This window comes from Pseudohongiella spirulinae (assembly GCF_001444425.1).
In the GTDB taxonomy this organism is placed as follows: domain Bacteria; phylum Pseudomonadota; class Gammaproteobacteria; order Pseudomonadales; family Pseudohongiellaceae; genus Pseudohongiella; species Pseudohongiella spirulinae.
In genome coordinates this window covers 2,998,335-3,015,478 of record NZ_CP013189.1, presented here as the reverse complement: position 1 = coordinate 3,015,478, position 17,144 = coordinate 2,998,335, and the positions used below count along the sequence as shown (strand labels likewise).

Genomic DNA, 17,144 nt, shown 5'->3' with positions numbered 1-17,144 from the left:
AACCTATGACCAAAACCAGAAATGCCTACGATCAAATTGAACTCGCGGGCCTTGATGAAATACGCAACCTTCAGGCCACGCGGCTCAAGGAAACCTTGCATCATGTGTATAAAAATTCGCCAGCATACAGAAAAAAATTCGATGAACAGAATGTACATCCGGACGACTTCCGCACACTTGAAGACCTGAGTAAATTTCCGTTCACCACCAAGTCGGACCTTCGCGACAACTACCCGTTTGGTATGTTCTGTACGCCGATGAATCAGATCAGTCGAATACACGCCTCCAGCGGTACCACGGGCAAACCGACGGTGGTTGGTTACACCCAAACTGACATTGATAACTGGGCCAGTCTGGTGGCTCGCTCCATCTATGCTGCGGGCGGCCGCCCCGGTGACAAAGTTCACGTCGCTTATGGTTACGGTCTGTTCACTGGAGGTCTCGGCGCTCATTATGGTGCAGAACGTTTGGGCTGTACCGTCATTCCCATGTCGGGCGGACAGACCGAGAAACAGGTCAGGCTGATTCAGGATTTTGATCCCGACATCATGATGGTCACGCCATCCTATATGCTGAACATTGGCGATGAAATGGCGCGTCAGGGTGTGGATCCCGCGCAACTGTCACTGCGAATAGGTATTTTTGGTGCCGAGCCCTGGACCAATTCCATGCGTAGCGACATTGAGAGCAGACTGCACATTGATGCGGTTGATATTTACGGATTGTCGGAAATCATGGGCCCTGGTGTTGCCCAGGAATGTGTGGAAACCAAGGATGGCCCGACGCTCTGGGAGGATCATTTCTACCCTGAAATTGTCGACCCGCAAACGGGTGAGGTACTACCGGACGGCGAGCGTGGCGAGTTGGTGATCACAACACTCACCAAACAGGGATTGCCCATGATTCGCTACCGTACCCGCGATCTGACACGACTTCTGCCGGGTAGCGCACGCAGTATGCGGCGCATCGAAAAAATTACCGGGCGCAGTGACGATATGCTGATCATTCGCGGTGTGAATGTTTTCCCGACGCAAATCGAAGAGCAGGTGCTTAGTGTGGAAGGCCTGGCGCCTCATTATCTGATGGAGATCGAAAAGAAGGGTAACATGGACAGTGTGAGCGTGATTGTCGAGCGTGCACAGGGTTACACAGCAGACGCTGTTGCCCTGGCAGCGGAACTTCAGGTGAAGATTAAATCATTGGTCGGCATTTCAGCCAGCGTGGTCGTCAAAAAGACTGGCGAACTGCCGCGTTCTGAGGGTAAGGCTGTTCACGTGATTGACAGGCGCGGTTAATATAATCGCGCCCGATATGCCCGTTTTCCTAGCCAATTCAGTCCCTGCCCGGATCAGGGTAAATCAGTAATGGCTCCCTGAGATGCCGACTGCACAGTGCGGGCATACTTGGCGAGCACACCTCGTTTGTATTTCGGCTCAGGTGCATTCCATAGCGCCAGACGACTGGCGAGTTCCTGCTCTGATACATCCAGTACTATGCGATTCTCCACGGCATCAATGGTGATAATATCGCCTTCCTGAACAAGAGCTATCGGTCCGCCTTCAGCGGCTTCCGGTGTAATATGCCCCACCACAAACCCGTGACTGCCGCCGGAGAATCGACCATCGGTTATCAGCGCGACATCGCTTCCCAGTCCTCTGCCCATGATGGCAGATGTCGGACTCAGCATTTCACGCATACCGGGGCCCCCTTTGGGGCCTTCATAACGAATAACAAGGACATCACCGGCCACCACGGTGCCATCAAGGATTCGCGCCTGCGCTTCTTCCTCCGAATGAAAGACGCGTGCTCTACCGGTAAAGTGAGTGCCTTCTTTACCGGTGATCTTGGCGACAGCACCGGTGGGTGCCAGGTTGCCATATAAAATGCGCAAATGGCTGTCTGTTTTAATGGGGTTGTTGAAATCACGAATTATCTGTTGTTGGTCCGGGTAAGGTGCAACATCAGCAAGGTTTTCCGCCAGCGTTTTGCCAGTCACTGTCATGCACCCGCCATGCAGCAAGCCACGATCCAAAAGCCTCTTCATCAGGGGTTGAATGCCCCCAATAGCCACCAGTTCTGACATCATGTAATGGCCGCTGGGTCGCAGGTCCGCCAGTACGGGAACCCGCTTGCCGATCTCTGCAAAGTCATTCAGTGACAGCTCTACCCCCATAGTATTTGCCATCGCTATCAGGTGTAAGACCGCGTTAGTGGAACCTCCCAGGGTAATGATGACTGTAATCGCGTTTTCAAACGCTTCACGCGTCATGATGTCAGAGGGTTTGATATCCTTGTCAAGCAGGTGAAGAACGGCAGCGCCGGCTGCGCGGCAATCGTCCAGCTTGGTTTTGGAAACAGCGTTCTGAGCTGAGCTGCCGGGCAGGCTCATGCCCATGGCTTCTATTGCCGAAGCCATGGTGTTGGCCGTATACATGCCGCCACAGGAACCAGCGCCCGGTATGGCTTTTTCTTCGATCTGCTTTACTTCGATCAGGTCCATCTTGCCCTGTGCATGGGCACCAACCGCTTCAAAAACGGAGATAATATCGGTATGGTTTTCACCGGGCAAAATCGTGCCACCGTATACAAACACCGAGGGGCGATTGAGTCGCGCCAGCCCCATAATGCAGCCCGGCATATTTTTGTCACAGCCACCAATGGCGACCAGTCCATCAAAGCCTTCGCAGCCTGCTACCGTTTCTATTGAATCTGCAATTACTTCCCGCGATACCAGGGAGTACTTCATGCCCTCGGTACCATTCGCAATGCCGTCAGATATGGTAATCGTGTTAAATATAAGCGACTTGCCGCCAGCCGCATCAGCGCCTGCAGCAGATTCTTCAGCCAGGCGATTGATGTGCATGTTGCAAGGGGTCACGTTGCTCCATGTTGAAGCAATGCCTACTTGCGGCTTTTTAAAATCGGCATCCGTAAACCCGACCGCTCTTAACATTGCTCGACTGGCCGACTTGCCAATGCCATCAACCACTTGTGAGGAATAATGACGTCGCTTATCTTCAGGCATACGGACCTCTCATGGGGTAAATTCTGATCTACAATAAATGATTTCTGATCAGAATATAGCATACCGTCGCAGTGCATAATGGACCGCGACACCACCCCCAGCCGAAGTTGCTGAGATCGTGCATAGCCTCACAACAGGAATAGACATTGGTGCCGAAACCATACAGTAATACTATCAGGGCAGCGTAAACCGATATTCGTGCCGCGCCAAGGGTCCCTTGACATCGACCTGAAAGGTTTCTACCAGAACGTCACCATCGTCAAATATACTGAATACACGGTACATGGGCGTGTGGCGTGTTTCATCGGGAATCTTGGTGCGTTCAAGAGCAGGAATATGCAGATAATGCACATGACCAATCTGCTTTGAGTGATTGACGCGCTCCATATCCATGTGCAGATCGCCAGATATCACCGCAGCTACATTCGGCTGCGCAACAATATCGACGAATCCGGGATGAGTAATGCCTTTTTCCGCGTTCTCAGGATAAACCCCTGTCTGCGCCCCGTGCACAATCAGAAATACCGGTTTAGACGCCAGCCTCTCAACCTGATTCCGGATCCAGTCTATGCCATCATCATTAAAGTCACGACTGTAATCGGGTGAAGCGAACACCAGTGCGACAGCATCATATTCAAGCACATAACTGGGCTTTTCAATAACAGCCTTGCCCTTGTTCCACAAATTAGCGTACTGCATGTAGCGATCAACTGTATCGCCATGCTCCTCATTGCCCATGATTGGATAGAACGGCAGGCTGAGGCGCTGCAGCACTGGCGTCACGTTTTCGTACTGAATGAGAGTGCCTTTATGAGCAATGTCTCCAACACCCACAACAAAATCCAGCGAGCGTTCCTGAGCCAGTTGATTGACTTCATCGACTGCAGCAGACACGCCCGGAAAGGCTGCCTCGGGCTTGGGTTCGGCATCTCCCAGCACCGCGAAGCTCAGGACTACATTGCGGTCAGAGGAAGCGATTCCCTCGTTGGCGCTGGCAGTATGCAGGCAGGCAAGGGTGCTCAACAGGGTGATAGCAGAAAAAAATCGGGCGAATGACATATGGCAGGGACCTCTTGATGTCTTGAATACAGCAGATGCTGAGTGACTCAGCGTGCCATGGTAGTCAAAAGGTCTTGCTGTTTGTATTACAGTTCAATGACAGAAAAGATGGGTCGCCCAGTGTAGCCCGCCCGATTACAGGCGTATTACAGGGACATTACCGCAAGGGGTATCTCAGCGCCTCATTGCCTAGCGGATGAATTCGGCCACCAATGTCTTTTGCCGCATCATACAGCAATCCTTTCTCTCGCAGCAGCGCAATCACCCTGTCCGGGTAATCAGTCTGAATATAATCAGCCCCGGCTTCTGCCGCCAGTTCGACGTTCAAAAGCGTATCCGCTGTTTCAAGCGTATTTACAAATGCCTGCGCGCCTAGCAGGTGAATCAGTCTGATGTTTTCTTCGGTGACGGCGTGCCAGTTCAGATTGATCAAGGGCGGCCACAACGACCGGATCGTCTGATGAATATCAACACTGTTTCTTACCGAGGGGCGCAAAAATATTTCTGGCGCCAGATTATTCAGTTTTCTGCTGTCCTCGATTGAGCCATGATAGAAAGACTCGCCTGCAATGCCGACTTTATTGATTATTGCCACAAGCTTCTCTACATCGGCATTCTTTACATCCAGATCAGGACTTATTTTCCCTTTCATCAAGGTTAACGCTTCTTCCAGCGTCGGCACTTCGACTCCCTTGTGTCGATCGCTATGCCAGCCTCCGGCATCCAGCGCTTTGATCTCATCAAGGGTCATATCCTCTACCCGTCCGGATCCATTTGTTGTTCGATCCACGGTGGCATCATGCATCAGGATCAGGTGGCCATCTTTGGTTTGCCGTATGTCAATTTCCACCAGATGAGCACCGACATCAATGGCTTTCTGGATGGCTGGCAGGGTATTTTCAGGGACATCCAGTCCCACCCCTCCGCGGTGCGCGACCACCCTGATTCCCGGCCACTGATATTCCAGCATCGGTGTCTGTTCGTCACCGGATTCTATTTTCGATACCCGTCCATTGATCCTGTGAACCCAAACACGCTTTATTTCATTATCAACAGGAACCTCGATGACGTAGTGAGGATGTCCGTTAAGACTGCCGGTATGATGGCCGGAAGGTGATTTCGTGGTATGGATTTCGGCGACATGAAACGCCTGCAACAGACTTACTTCGGAGGCGGCCAGGGGCTGCTGGAACAAACTGAACAGTATTGCTATGGACGTGACATATCGAATCATGGGGGATCTCATGGGGGAAAAGGCGACAGATCGCAAATGATGGGCATGTGGTCGAAAGCGGTTATTTGTGTCGGCTGCCCGGTGAAACAATTGCCTACAAAAGCATCGCTGGCGACATGGTCGATGTTAAACGCGTTGGCGTAAGTCGGTTCGGTCAGCGGACCGGCGTCGCTGATCTGGTTAAATGTTCGCCCTGTGCCAACAAAATCTGTCCAGCGTCTGGCGCTCGGGTCGATTGCGGCCCCGCGTCCGGGATCCGTGTTGAGATCACCCAGCACGATATTGCGGTCGCCGTTGGCCGCGGGCTGGCCGCTACCGTCCAGAATATCCACAAACACCTGATCAAACTGCGCGACGCGGCAAGTCTGATCATTCGGCGATCTGCCAGAAGTGCCATGAATGTTGACGACAGTGAGCTGGCTGCCGTCTGCGACTTCGATCAGCCCGCGGGCAATCCGCGTGCCACCGCCACAGCCGTCAACTGAACCGGCATCCAGATGATTAAGGCAGATAGCACTGCCACAGCCCTGGATGCGGCCGAATCCCATACGTACAGCCAGGCATTTATCGGGTCGTCCGGGATGGCAGGCGATCTGATAGTCCGGACCAAGAACGTGTTGAGCGACAGTTGGATCGCCGGGCTGCCAGTTCTCGCAGATGAATCCGGTGTGGTATTCCGGCGGGATCTCCGGGCATTCACCGGGATGAAAGATTTCCTGAAAACCGACGATATCCGGCCGGGTGGCAGCGAAGAATACGCGCGTGTCCTCCAAGATCGCGATAAATGAGAGGCCATTGCCGTACCACTCATCGGCGATTGCAGCATGCGCACAGCTGTACCTGGCATCCGCGCTTTCCTCGCAGGCAGGCGTGCCTGTATTGAACGTCATTACCCGCAAAGTCATTCCTGCAGATGACCCTGACGAGCTGTTATTGCCTGCGCAGGAAGTTAGCAGCCATGCAAGGAAAGCCGTTGTTATGGCACGCGACAGCATGCTCAGAGTCCTCGTTGACTTGGCAGTATTTTCTTTGATTATGGCTTCTGGCATATTTTGGCAAAGTAGTCGTAAATGCTCTGTTGCGACCGGATGTTGCGCTTATTGCCACGACTAATGTACGTATTGCTTTGCGTGGCATCAACAATGCGCCCTTTCACGTTATCGCGCCACTGAATATCCAGAGTCGTGAGCACTGTTTGTTTGATTCTGGCATCGAGGATTGGCACGCCGACTTCCACCCGTTGGTCGATGTTGCGGGTCATCCAGTCAGCCGATGAGATATAGACATCAGTATCGCCGCCATTGTGGAACACATACACACGAGCATGTTCCAGAAAGCGGTCAAGAATACTGATGATCTTGATCGTCTGACTTTTGCCCGGAATGCCGGGTACCAATGAACACATGCCACGGATAATCATCCTGATCTTCACACCGGCCTGACTGGCTGTGTACAGTAGTTGCACGATCTCCTCATCCACCAGGTTGTTTACTTTGAGGAAGATCTCGGCTTTGCGACCACTCACCGCAAAGTCGATTTCACGCTGGATCAGTTTTTTTAATTTTGGTCGGCTCCAGGTAGGAGACACGATCAGGTGCTTGAAGACAAAGGGGCGATAGGAGTACTGAATGAATTCAAATACCTGTTCTATTTCAGCCGTAATTTCCGGATGACAGGTGAACAGGCTCATATCGGTGTAGATGCGGGCAGTTTTTTCGTTAAAGTTACCACTGCCAATATGGCCATAACGTACCGGTTCACCTTTCTCCAGGCGGGTGATCAGGCAGATCTTGGAATGGATTTTTAAGGTGGTCTGACCAAAAATGACTTCGATACCGGCATCGGTCATTTTTCTGGCCCAACTGATGTTGTTTTCCTCATCAAAGCGGGCTTTCAATTCAAGCACCACCGTGACGCTCTTGCCATTGCGCACGGCATCCAGCAGGGCATGGATCACTCTTGACTGCCGTGCAACGCGGTACAGGGAAATCCTGATATGGGTGACCTTGGGGTCAAACGAAGCCTGCCGTACCCATTCAGTAAAATAACCAAAGCTGTGATAGGGGTAATACAGCAGAATGTCGCTGTGACGAATGGCGTCAAAAGTGGTTGGATGCTGATCAAAATCCGGACTGGGTAGCGGCGGCAATGGCGGAAATTCCATGCTCTGGCGGCCAAGATTGGGAAAACCGATAAAGTCTTTAAAATTCCGGTACCGGGTGCCGGCAATCAATGCATCGATCGAACTGGTACCCAGCTGCTTGGTCAGCACCTTCAACATCTGCTCCGGCATGGCCGCGTCATACACCAGGCGGGTCGGCTCTGATTTGAGCCGTTGCCGAATACCCTTGGACATCTTGTCTATCAGGCTTTGATCCAGGGTATCACTGATATTGTATTCGGCATCGCGGGTCAGCTTCAGTGAAAAAGCGCAAATGCTGTCAAATTCGAAAAAGCCCTTAAACAGATCGGCAAGACAATGAGTGATAATGTCGTCCAGCAGCAGGATTTGTCGTCTGTAGTGGCCGTTTTTCTTGCGGGTGTTTAACGTCAGCGGCAACTCGATAAAGCGTGAGACCTCATTGGTAGGCACCTGCACTATCGCATATTCTGGCTTTTGCACCCCGGCCATTTCGACCATCAGGTAGGTCGTATTATCGTCAAGAATTTTTGCCAGGGACGCATCCGTTTGGGACAGGATAATCGGCGAAATGTGCTTTTTTACTTCGCTATTGAAATAATTACGCACCCATTCCGATTGCCCCTCGGTTAACTTGCTGTCATCGATCAGTTCGATATTGTGCTTGCGCAGCTCCAACTGAATGTCCAGATAGATCTTGTTGAACTGCTTGCCCAGCATCAACACCTGATGTTGAATCTCGGCGAGCAGTAGCTCAGCATCTTCATGCTCAGTGGTCCGGTACCTTTTCAGCAGGATGCGCCGTTTCACATCAGCGACCCGCACCCTGAAAAACTCATCCATGTTATTCGAGTAAATGCCCAGAAAGCGCAGTCGCTCGATGGGCGGGTTACGTGTGTCAGCCGCTTCCTGCAACACCCTGCCGTTAAACGCCAACCAGCTCAGTTCCCGTGGGAACTCAGGATTGTCCATTGATGGCGCCTGCATGATGGATAGCTCCATGTTCTTACCCCTGGCTGTCAGCTGCGTGCGTAACAAACTATGGCAGTTATATTACAGGGTGAAGACAGAAGAATGCAGAATGCCCCAAAATAGCCACCAACTCCGACATCATGGAGTCCAGGCCGGCTGGCCAATCTGTGCGTTCTTACTCCAGGGCCTGGTACACCATCGTCGGGTATTTGGTCCGGATGTCGCTGGCCAGCGGTAGTTGGTTGATCATCAGCAGAATACTGATGCCGGAAGTCGGATCAACCCGATACATCGACCCATAAGCGCCACCCCAGCCGAAGGCGCCCACTGAGTCCATACCGTTTGCCCCATAGCGATCCGTTGTTTCAAAACCCAGGCCAAAACCACGGCCGCTGCTGGGCATCCGATCGCCAATTTGATTGGTGGTCATCAATGCCACCGCGCGTGGTGACAAAATCTTTACGCCGAAGGCAGTCCCGCCGCTGCGAATCATCTCGAGAAAACGAGCGTAGTCGTGTGCGGTAGACACAAGCCCCGCGCCGCCAGCAAAATTGCGGCGCGGACCATCTGTGTAGCTGCCCTGACCACGCGCGCCTTCTGCCGCGCGAACTGCCTTACCATCGGCGTCACTGGCATAGACCGCTACCAGGCGTTCCTGTTTTTGCTCCGGCACGAAAAAGTAGGTGTCATTCATTTGCAGTGGCTCGGTGATGCGTGTGCGCATCAGTTCATCCAGCGCCATGCCCGATGCGCGCTCGGCAACACAGCCCAATACGTCAGTGTTGTAACCGTAGACCCACGCTTCACCGGGTTGGCTGATAAAAGGCAGACCGGCAAGGCGCTCCATGGTTGTGCATACCGGTTCATCTTTGTCCGCCGTATACCAGCCATTGCCGGCCTGCGTGCCAAGCCCTTCTGCGCGATAAAGCTCGGCAATATGAGCCTGCGTGCCATACGAGATGCCGGCAGTGTGGGTTAACAGGTCAAACAGGGTGATCTGGCGCCTGGCGGGCACGATCGTCACATCATCACCAGACTGCACTGCGACAGTTGTTGATGCGTACTCAGGAATAAAACGACTCACCGGATCGTTCAGGTTGAGCTTGCCTTCTTCCATCAGTGACAGGATCAGCACGCTGGTCATGGCTTTGGTCTGCGAAGCGATACGGAACATGCTGTCTGTGCTCATGGCACGACCGGACTCTTTGTCGGCCCAGCCAACCGCGTGTTCATAAACGGTGCGGCCATTGTGTTGCACCAGTGCCACGGCGCCCGCCAGCTCGCCGCTGTCCACATAGGTCTGTAATACCTGATCGATGCGTGCCAGCCGCGATTCGTCGAACCCGTTGCTTTGAGCACTGGCAGTCAACGGCAGTGCGCAGATAAAGAGTGCGGTCAGACAGGTGGTGCGAATAAGTGAAGCGGAATTGAATGCATGGGTGCTGGTTTGCATGATGTGCTCCAGTGGGACGCTTTTTGGTTTATTGTTGTTGAAGCATCATGTTACACAGGCCAGAGCACCGTACAAAGCGAAATTAGCGTTCCGGGGAATATGGCCACTTCATCAGAGAAGCTGGATGGCGATATCGTGCCGATTACCAGGTTTTCGGCTGGATTGGTGATCCCACCAGGACTCGAACCTGGGGGCAATAGATCATGAGCCCGAGTCTTGCCAGCCGCTGAGCACTTGCGTGAGGTAAATAGCGGGTTTGGTTGGGTTCGTAGCCGGACAGCAGATCGGGGTTGTATTCAACCGGAGGGCGGAGAGTTTTGGGCTGCTGAACGTAATTCAGTGCGCGCAATGCCGGTCCGCTGAATTGTATGTTATCCCATGGCGATGCAGTGCGTGATTCAGCAATACCAGCTTTGAAATGTTTATCTCGCAGCCGGTATTTTTACCTCGTTTGGCGCCGGTGGTCTCTATCTGATCACTTAGGCGCACGAGGGCGTCGCGGATAGTTCGCTGAGGAACTCCAGGATAGACGTTTTCTATATCTGACATGGAGAACCAGCCTTCGGCGTCCGTCGGGACGGCGTGCAGCTTATCCATATCGATAGCATATCGGGCCATGTTTTTATGCCCTGCCTGAGATCTCTAAACAGAGTTTTGGTTTTCAGTCACAAAGTCTATATTAACGGCGGATTAACGGCGAATTAACGGCGGAAACATATTGGTAAAATGGTGGGCCCACCAGGACTCGAACCTGGGACCAACGGATTATGAGTCCGCTGCTCTAACCAACTGAGCTATAGGCCCGCTTGCGCAGATCGCGGATTATAAAGCGCAATCAAGCAACTTGCCAGCGCTGGCGCGGATTGCTGCATCGGCGGTTGCGGCAAGACTCTGGTCTGCAACATTTGCATAACGATTCAGCAGGTCCTCGATCTCGGCGTGGTCCGGAGAGTCAGCCGCGGGTGTATCCAGATGGGCCTGGAGCACGCCCATCATAGCCTGCGCCTGCAGATAACTGGCGATTGTCCATTCCAATGCCATCACTGAGGTCAAAAGCACCTCTGATTCCGCGCGCAGACAGCTTTGCTTCGCGTTATTCGACGACGAGGGCGGAAACTGCAGCGCACGTGCATGCCGGATCAGTTCCAGATGCTGAGCCTGCACGAAGTCAAAATGCCGCACGTCGCCAGCCGCCAGGCGCTGCATCTCAGCCAGCAACTTATCAAACAAGGGCTCGATGGCCGCCGCCGCAGCGCTATACGCCTGCTCGTGCGTCCGTTCCGGTGGCAGCGATTCCAGCACGGGCTCTGTTGTGCGCCCCAGTTGGTTGATCTCGCTACCGAGCTCCAGCCCAACGGGGCGGCCGGTCAGTGACTTGAGAAACCCGGTGATGTCTGCGATGTCCTCGGCGCTGAGTTCGCGCCCCAGTTGATAGCGGCCCATCAGTGAAACCGCCTCTTCCAGTTGCCGCACACTGCCATCGTGAAAGTAGGGCAGTGTTGCGGCAATGTTATGCAGGTTGGGTACTTTGACCATGTACAGGTGTTCGGCCCGCATGGTGCGTGTCGCCAGTCCCGCGTCATCGGGCAAGGCTTCGCGTTGTTCCGGGTAATAGGCGCGCATGGTGCCCAGACGCTGATAGGAGTTGCCGCCCAGGTTCAGGCCGTTGTGACAGCTGCTGCAACCAATGTCCTGAAAGGTCTGCCAGCCTCGCAGGGCCTGTTCATCAAGCTGGTCGGGTTCGCCGCGCAGGTGGCGCTGAAAGGGGCTGTTATTGACGGAGAAGCTGACTGTCTGGAAGTGCGCCATGGCATCAGCCATATTGTTGATACTGACACCATCGGGATAGATGGCGTTAAACGATTTTACATAGCTTTGATCGGAGAGCAGCATGGCCAGCGCGTTTTCCAGGGTGTTGGCCATTTCCAGTTCGCTGATGATGGGTTCGATGGCCTGGTCAGCCAGGGTGACGGAGCGTCCGTCCCAGAACTGGCGAAAGTTCAGGTTAGCGTTAAAGGTGGTCAGGGCATTGAATTTGCCGCGGGCACGATCGACTCCAAAGGATACCGGGCGACCGTCGGTGCCGCTGATTGGCCCGGCATGGCAAGTAACGCAGCCGTTGGTGTTGTCCGATGACAGACGCCGCTCGTGGAACAGGTCGTTGCCCAGCAGAAATTTATGTACGTTGACACCCTGCAGGCTTATCTCGGGGACCGGGCGTGTTACTGAATTGGCGAGGGTATGATCGGCATGGCTGCCAATCGCGGGTTTTTCGCCCAGGGCATGCTGGAAGGAGCGCCAAGCGGGCTCTGCAGGGTCAGCCGCATAGGCTTGCGTGCTGCACAACAGCGTTGCAGCCAGCACCAGACACGTCAGTGATGTAAAACGGACCGGTTGCGATGGCTGGCGAGTGGAATCTGACATCCTGCCAATATAAATCGATTTAACCCGGCCCGCCATAGTTGACGGGCCGGCTTGATGTTCAGCCGCGCGGCTGGGCCAGGCCGCGATGATTGTCCCGGTATGGGTTGGGGCGTGCCAGCGAGCCGCCAATCATGCCCAGCAGGCTGAAGCCCAGGCCAACAAACTGAGGCTCAAAGGGAATGTCCGGGTACAGGAATTCCAGTAGCAGCCAGCTTCCCAGTCCCAGCACAATGGACAATGTGCAACCGAAGTTACTGGCGCGGCGCCAGAACAGGCCGGCGGTCAGCGGTACAAAAACGCCGGCCAGGGTAATGCGATAGGCGTTTTCCACCATGTGGTGGATATTGCCGCTGGACGCAGTGGCGTTGATGATCACCAGTATCGTGAATACAAAAACGGTCAGACGGGTGTAAAGCAACAATTGTTTATCGCTCATATCTGGCAGGAAGTTGCGCAGGATGTTTTCAGTAAAGGTGACTGAGGGCGCCAGCAGGGTGCCGGAGGCGGTACTCATGATGACCGAGAGCAGAGCGCCGAAGAACACCACCTGCAGCCAGAAGGGCATGTAGCCGAATACAAACGTTGGCAGCACCAGCTGTGTGTCATCTTCCATCAGGCGGGCGGTCATCTCCGGGTCAATCATGCTGGCGCTGTAGGCCAGCAACAACGGGATGGCCGCAAAGAAGAAGTAGGACAGGCCGCCGATGGTGGTGCCCCAGACGGCAACCCGCTCGTTTTTGGAGGTATTGACGCGTTGGAACACGTCCTGCTGCGGGATAGAGCCCAGCGCCAGGGTAAACAGCGCGGCCATCCAGCCCAGCATGTCAATCAGGTCCAGTGTGGGCAGCCACTCAAACTTGCCTTCAGCAGAGGCGGTGGCGACCACATGGCCTACACCGCCCGCCATATTGGTGGCGCTGCCTGTTACCAGCAGCAGGCCTATCACAATCACGACCATCTGAACGCAGGTGGTGACGGCCACAGACCACATGCCACCCACCAGTGTGTAAGTCATTACTACGGCAGCGCCTATTATCATACCGGCGGTCATGCTGATCATGCCGTCAGTCAGTACGTTGAAAACCAGGCCCAGTGCGGTGACCTGGGCTGAAACCCAGCCCAGATAGGAGAGCATGATGCACAAAGACAGGATCATTTCCGTTGGTTTATTGTAACGGTAGTAAAAGAAGTCACCCAGCGTCAGCAGCTGCATGCGATATAGGGGCAGCGCGAAGATCAGGCCAAACAGCACCAGGCAGAGAGCTGCACCCAGCGGGTCCGAAATCAGACCCCGGAAGCCTTCATCCAGAAAGGTGGCAGAAATGCCCAGTACAGTCTCAGCGCCGAACCAGGTGGCAAACACCATGGCGATGACCATGAACATGGGCAGACTGCGGCCGGCGGTAATGTAGTCGCGGGTGGAATGCACCTTACGGGAGGCCGCCACACCGATACCAATTGACACAAGCAGATATACAACAACCAGAGCAAGCAACATACGCGCAACCTCGTGATACAGGTTGAAGGAAACAGGTCAGTTTAAGGCGTGTCGTGACCACCTGCCGCGGGTGCAGGCTCTGTTGCCGCCAAGCGCGAATAATAAACAAAAATTCCGGAATTAAAAGAGCTTGCCCGTAAAAAAGTGCCTGATTACCTCATTTCGATGAAGATCGGGTTGGAATAGAACCACAGATCCTGCCAGGGGTTCTCGCCGGGGCCGTCCAGAGCGGGTTCCTGTTCATCTGTGTTTGTGCCCCGAAGCCGCAGGTACATGGGCGCATCCACGGAGTCAAAACGGTAGGAAATTTCTCGGTAATCACCGTCCCGGCGCCAGTCCTGCTCGTGGAATCGGGCAACCACTTGTGTACCGGGGTTGGTATTGGTGTGGGCATCGTCTGTCTTGCCTGTCATCGGGCCGGCGATCAGGTCTACCCGCTGAACCTGGGGTGAATCACCGTTGAAGTTGGGCGCGGCTGGCTGACGAAAACGGATAGTCACATCCACGGTATCGCCACGCTGCAACTTCAGTGCGCCGCCAATATCCGTTGCCTGGTCGCCACTTTCAACCGTCACCCATAATTCCGAAATCAAATCACCGGTAGTGACAAACATGCGACCCTGGCGAAAGGATTCCATGATCGACTGATGATTTTTGTTCGCCAGAATGTAGGTCTTGGAGTATTCCCCTGGCCAGAAATCTGAACCGCCCTCGCGCCAGTGCACGTGGCTGTCGGAGTTGGCAGTAATCCACCAGCGGCGACCCTCTGCCAGCATGGAATCCCAGAAACCGCCCAGCTCGGCGGTCATCTGGTCATAGCCGCCCATGGTTGGGAAGCGTCGATAGCCACCGCGGGCAGCCTGGCTATTGTCGTTTTGTTCGGCGGTGGTCAGGGGTTGTTGACGCAGGGCGGCAGCCTGGTGGCCGGGTGAACCTTCCATACCAATTGCAATATTGGGGGCAGCATCATTCCAGGCGCGCAATTCGGCTGGTTCCGTGGAGCCGTAGTTGCCCAGCTCTGTGGCAGATCTGGACGGATGGTGAGCGATGACTATGGGTGGCAGTGGCAGCTCCTTCATGGCTTCCAGTGCCTCGATCATCCTGGGCTCAGTGTCCCAGCTATCGTCGGCGGGCCAGGGTTCGCGTTTGGCGAAGCGGCTCTCGATTTCAAACAGGCTGTCGGCCTCATGCTCCGAGTAAGGGACAATGATGCTGGAATGATCGGCGCCGGGTGTGTCAAATTCCATGCCGTAAAACAACACCATGTCGGGCACCGCCTGGCGCGCTTCCAGCAGTTCCGGGTAGGCGAAGTCGCGATTGATGCGTGAATGATTGGGGCCGCCGTGATCGGTGCTGACCATCCAGTCCAGGCCGTGGCGTCTTCCCATCAAGGTGTTCATGGGAATCGGGTAAATGGCGTCGCCTGCCAGGATCGGTGTGGGTGGATTTGTCTCGCGGTCCCAGCCCACGCTGTAGCGGCTGTGAACGTGGTGGTCGCCGGCCAGCCACTGTGGTCCGCTTGCCGGGTTATTGGCTGTGTAGCTGCTGCTGATGACAAGAAAGGATGCCATGCCGACAACGACAGTGAGGGCGGGTAGCGCACGTTTGATATTCATAGTGTAATGCTCGGCAGACCAGTGGCAATTGATAAAATAACCGGCAGCTTAGCAGTCGAATATGACACTATTTTTGCACTGGCTGATCGTCAGTCCAGTAATCTGTATCAACCCCCAACACATCGGCCGACACAAATCGCCCGCCGCTGGTCTGGCGGTAGTGAGCCAGTGCTTTGTAAACCAGCGGTGCGCCCAGCATCAGAATGGGAATGTTCAGGTAGACCATCACAATATTGGTCAGATCGGTAATGGCCCACAGATTGCCCAGCTCCAGCCCGGCCAGCACAGTCATGGCGCCAAAGGGCACAAATACCAGGGCGCCCAGAATTCTGATGCTGTTGATGAAGTGCGGTGCCCGGGAGATGAAGTTTGCGGATATTTCCGCAAAGGAAATCATGCCCAGTAGGGTGGTAAAGGCAAACAGGGCATAGCAGGCGCTGAGAATGATCACAACGGCAGCGCTGATGGAGCCCGGCAGCAGGGCCTGTACAGAGTCCATGTAAGTCCCGATACGCGAGGCGCTGGCGGCTGCCCACTCCGCACTGCTGGCCGAATCGCTCCACAGGTGGGCCAGTACCACGATAAACCCGGTGAGCGTGCAGATCACCAGTGTGTCGATAAACACGCCCAGGCTTTGCACAAATCCCTGCTCGCAAGGGTGAGTGTTATCGGCGGCAGCGGCGGCCATGGTGATGGTGCCCTGGCCAGCTTCGTTGGACATCAGTCCGCGGCGTACACCCTCCGCCAGCGCAACACCCATGGCGCCGCCGAACAGCGCATCCGGGGCGATAGCCCCCTGCACAACCATGGCGAAAAAGCTTGGGATCAGCGGGAAATTGATCAGGATGACCAGCAGGGAAATACCACAGAAAGCGGTGGCCATCACCGGCACCAGGACATTGGTATAGGCGGTGACTCGGCGGATACCGCCAAAAATCAGCCAGGCGCAGCTGCACACCAGCACGATGGCAATACCAACGTACAGGGCGGATTGCCGGTCGGAAGTCTGCCCGGTTGTACTGTCGACCATCATGCCCAAAGCAGTAAAAATATTGAAGGTCTGTGCCGGCAGGTTGAACAGTGCGTAGGTGATAAACGCGATAGACAAAAACAGACCCACCCAGCGTCTGTTACCGAGGATCCGTCGTCCATAAAACGGCAGGCCGCCCACAAAATCGTGCTTGTTACGTTCCTTGAATAGCTGCGCCAGTACCGACTCGACAAAAGCCGTCGACATGCCAAACAGCGCCGCCACCCACATCCAGAACAGGGCGCCAGGTCCGCCAACGGTGATGGCGCCGGTGACACCAACAATATTGCCCGGTCCGGCACGCATGGCCAGTCCCAGCATAAACGCTGCCAGGGAGCTGATGCCGTCGCTGCTCTGGTGTTTATTCAGCATGACAGGCACGGCCACCGAAAAGGCCATTTTCTGAACCAGCGCGGTTCGCCAGGTGAACCAGATACCCATACCCACCAGCAGCAGGACAGGCATGGATAATTGACCCAGGAGCGGGATGGCTGCATACCAGCCAAGCTGTGTGGGGAAAGCCCAGACGGCATCCGAGATGGGGCCGATAAAGGCAAAAAACTGGTTGATGCGGTCAAATAGTTCTTGCACGTTGTTACTGTTCTCTTATTGTTGGGGCGCGGGGGACGGGGTGATGGCGCGGGGGACGTAGACCGTCTCTGTCCCCAGGGACAGAGACGGTCTACGTCCCCC

At 54.7% G+C, this 17,144-nt stretch carries 12 protein-coding genes and 1 tRNA gene; 1 reads left to right on the top strand and 12 read right to left on the bottom strand.

All coding sequences use genetic code 11. The features are described 5' to 3' along the window. Nucleotides 1–5 precede the first annotated feature (5 nt). Nucleotides 6–1,295, top strand: a complete 1,290-nt coding sequence (paaK, locus tag PS2015_RS13885) for a phenylacetate--CoA ligase PaaK (protein ID WP_058022789.1) — start codon at nucleotides 6–8, stop codon at nucleotides 1,293–1,295. 53 nt (nucleotides 1,296–1,348) lie between these two features. On the opposite strand, the gene ilvD is transcribed toward paaK, so the two are convergent. The 12 genes from ilvD to PS2015_RS13825 form a co-directional block, all read right to left on the bottom strand. Beyond that, on the bottom strand, nucleotides 1,349–3,025 hold the full coding sequence (gene ilvD, locus PS2015_RS13880) for a dihydroxy-acid dehydratase (RefSeq protein ID WP_058022788.1): 1,677 nt from the start codon (nucleotides 3,023–3,025) through the stop codon (nucleotides 1,349–1,351). Between the two features lie 174 nt (nucleotides 3,026–3,199). Continuing rightward, complete coding sequence (locus PS2015_RS13875; RefSeq protein WP_058022787.1) at nucleotides 3,200–4,084, bottom strand: metallophosphoesterase family protein; 885 nt, start codon at nucleotides 4,082–4,084, stop codon at nucleotides 3,200–3,202. 157 nt (nucleotides 4,085–4,241) lie between these two features. After that, complete coding sequence (locus PS2015_RS13870; protein WP_058022786.1) at nucleotides 4,242–5,318, bottom strand: glycerophosphodiester phosphodiesterase; 1,077 nt, start codon at nucleotides 5,316–5,318, stop codon at nucleotides 4,242–4,244. Nucleotides 5,319–5,326: 8 nt separating this feature from the next. After that, a complete protein-coding gene (locus tag PS2015_RS13865) occupies nucleotides 5,327–6,208 on the bottom strand; it encodes an exonuclease/endonuclease/phosphatase family protein (RefSeq protein WP_058022785.1) in 882 nt (293 codons plus the stop codon). A gap of 143 nt (nucleotides 6,209–6,351) precedes the next feature. Beyond that, entirely contained in the window at nucleotides 6,352–8,460 is a 2,109-nt protein-coding gene (gene ppk1 / locus PS2015_RS13860; protein WP_058022784.1) for a polyphosphate kinase 1, read from the bottom strand. A 145-nt stretch (nucleotides 8,461–8,605) separates the two neighbouring features. Continuing rightward, nucleotides 8,606–9,883: a serine hydrolase domain-containing protein gene (locus PS2015_RS13855; protein WP_058022783.1), complete on the bottom strand. Its 1,278-nt coding sequence runs from the start codon at nucleotides 9,881–9,883 to the stop codon at nucleotides 8,606–8,608. A gap of 336 nt (nucleotides 9,884–10,219) precedes the next feature. Continuing rightward, on the bottom strand, nucleotides 10,220–10,501 hold the full coding sequence (locus tag PS2015_RS13850; protein ID WP_058022782.1) for a hypothetical protein: 282 nt from the start codon (nucleotides 10,499–10,501) through the stop codon (nucleotides 10,220–10,222). 109 nt (nucleotides 10,502–10,610) lie between these two features. Continuing rightward, a tRNA-Ile gene (locus tag PS2015_RS13845) sits at nucleotides 10,611–10,687 on the bottom strand. A gap of 18 nt (nucleotides 10,688–10,705) precedes the next feature. Then, nucleotides 10,706–12,247, bottom strand: coding sequence for a cytochrome-c peroxidase (locus PS2015_RS13840; protein ID WP_169792324.1), 1,542 nt, complete (start codon nucleotides 12,245–12,247; stop codon nucleotides 10,706–10,708). Between the two features lie 118 nt (nucleotides 12,248–12,365). Beyond that, nucleotides 12,366–13,805, bottom strand: a complete 1,440-nt coding sequence (locus PS2015_RS13835) for a high affinity choline transporter 1 (RefSeq protein ID WP_058022780.1) — start codon at nucleotides 13,803–13,805, stop codon at nucleotides 12,366–12,368. 152 nt (nucleotides 13,806–13,957) lie between these two features. After that, nucleotides 13,958–15,421, bottom strand: coding sequence for a CehA/McbA family metallohydrolase domain-containing protein (locus PS2015_RS13830; RefSeq protein WP_058022779.1), 1,464 nt, complete (start codon nucleotides 15,419–15,421; stop codon nucleotides 13,958–13,960). Between the two features lie 67 nt (nucleotides 15,422–15,488). Then, on the bottom strand, nucleotides 15,489–17,042 hold the full coding sequence (locus PS2015_RS13825) for an alanine/glycine:cation symporter family protein (protein ID WP_058022778.1): 1,554 nt from the start codon (nucleotides 17,040–17,042) through the stop codon (nucleotides 15,489–15,491). Nucleotides 17,043–17,144: the final 102 nt, after the last annotated feature.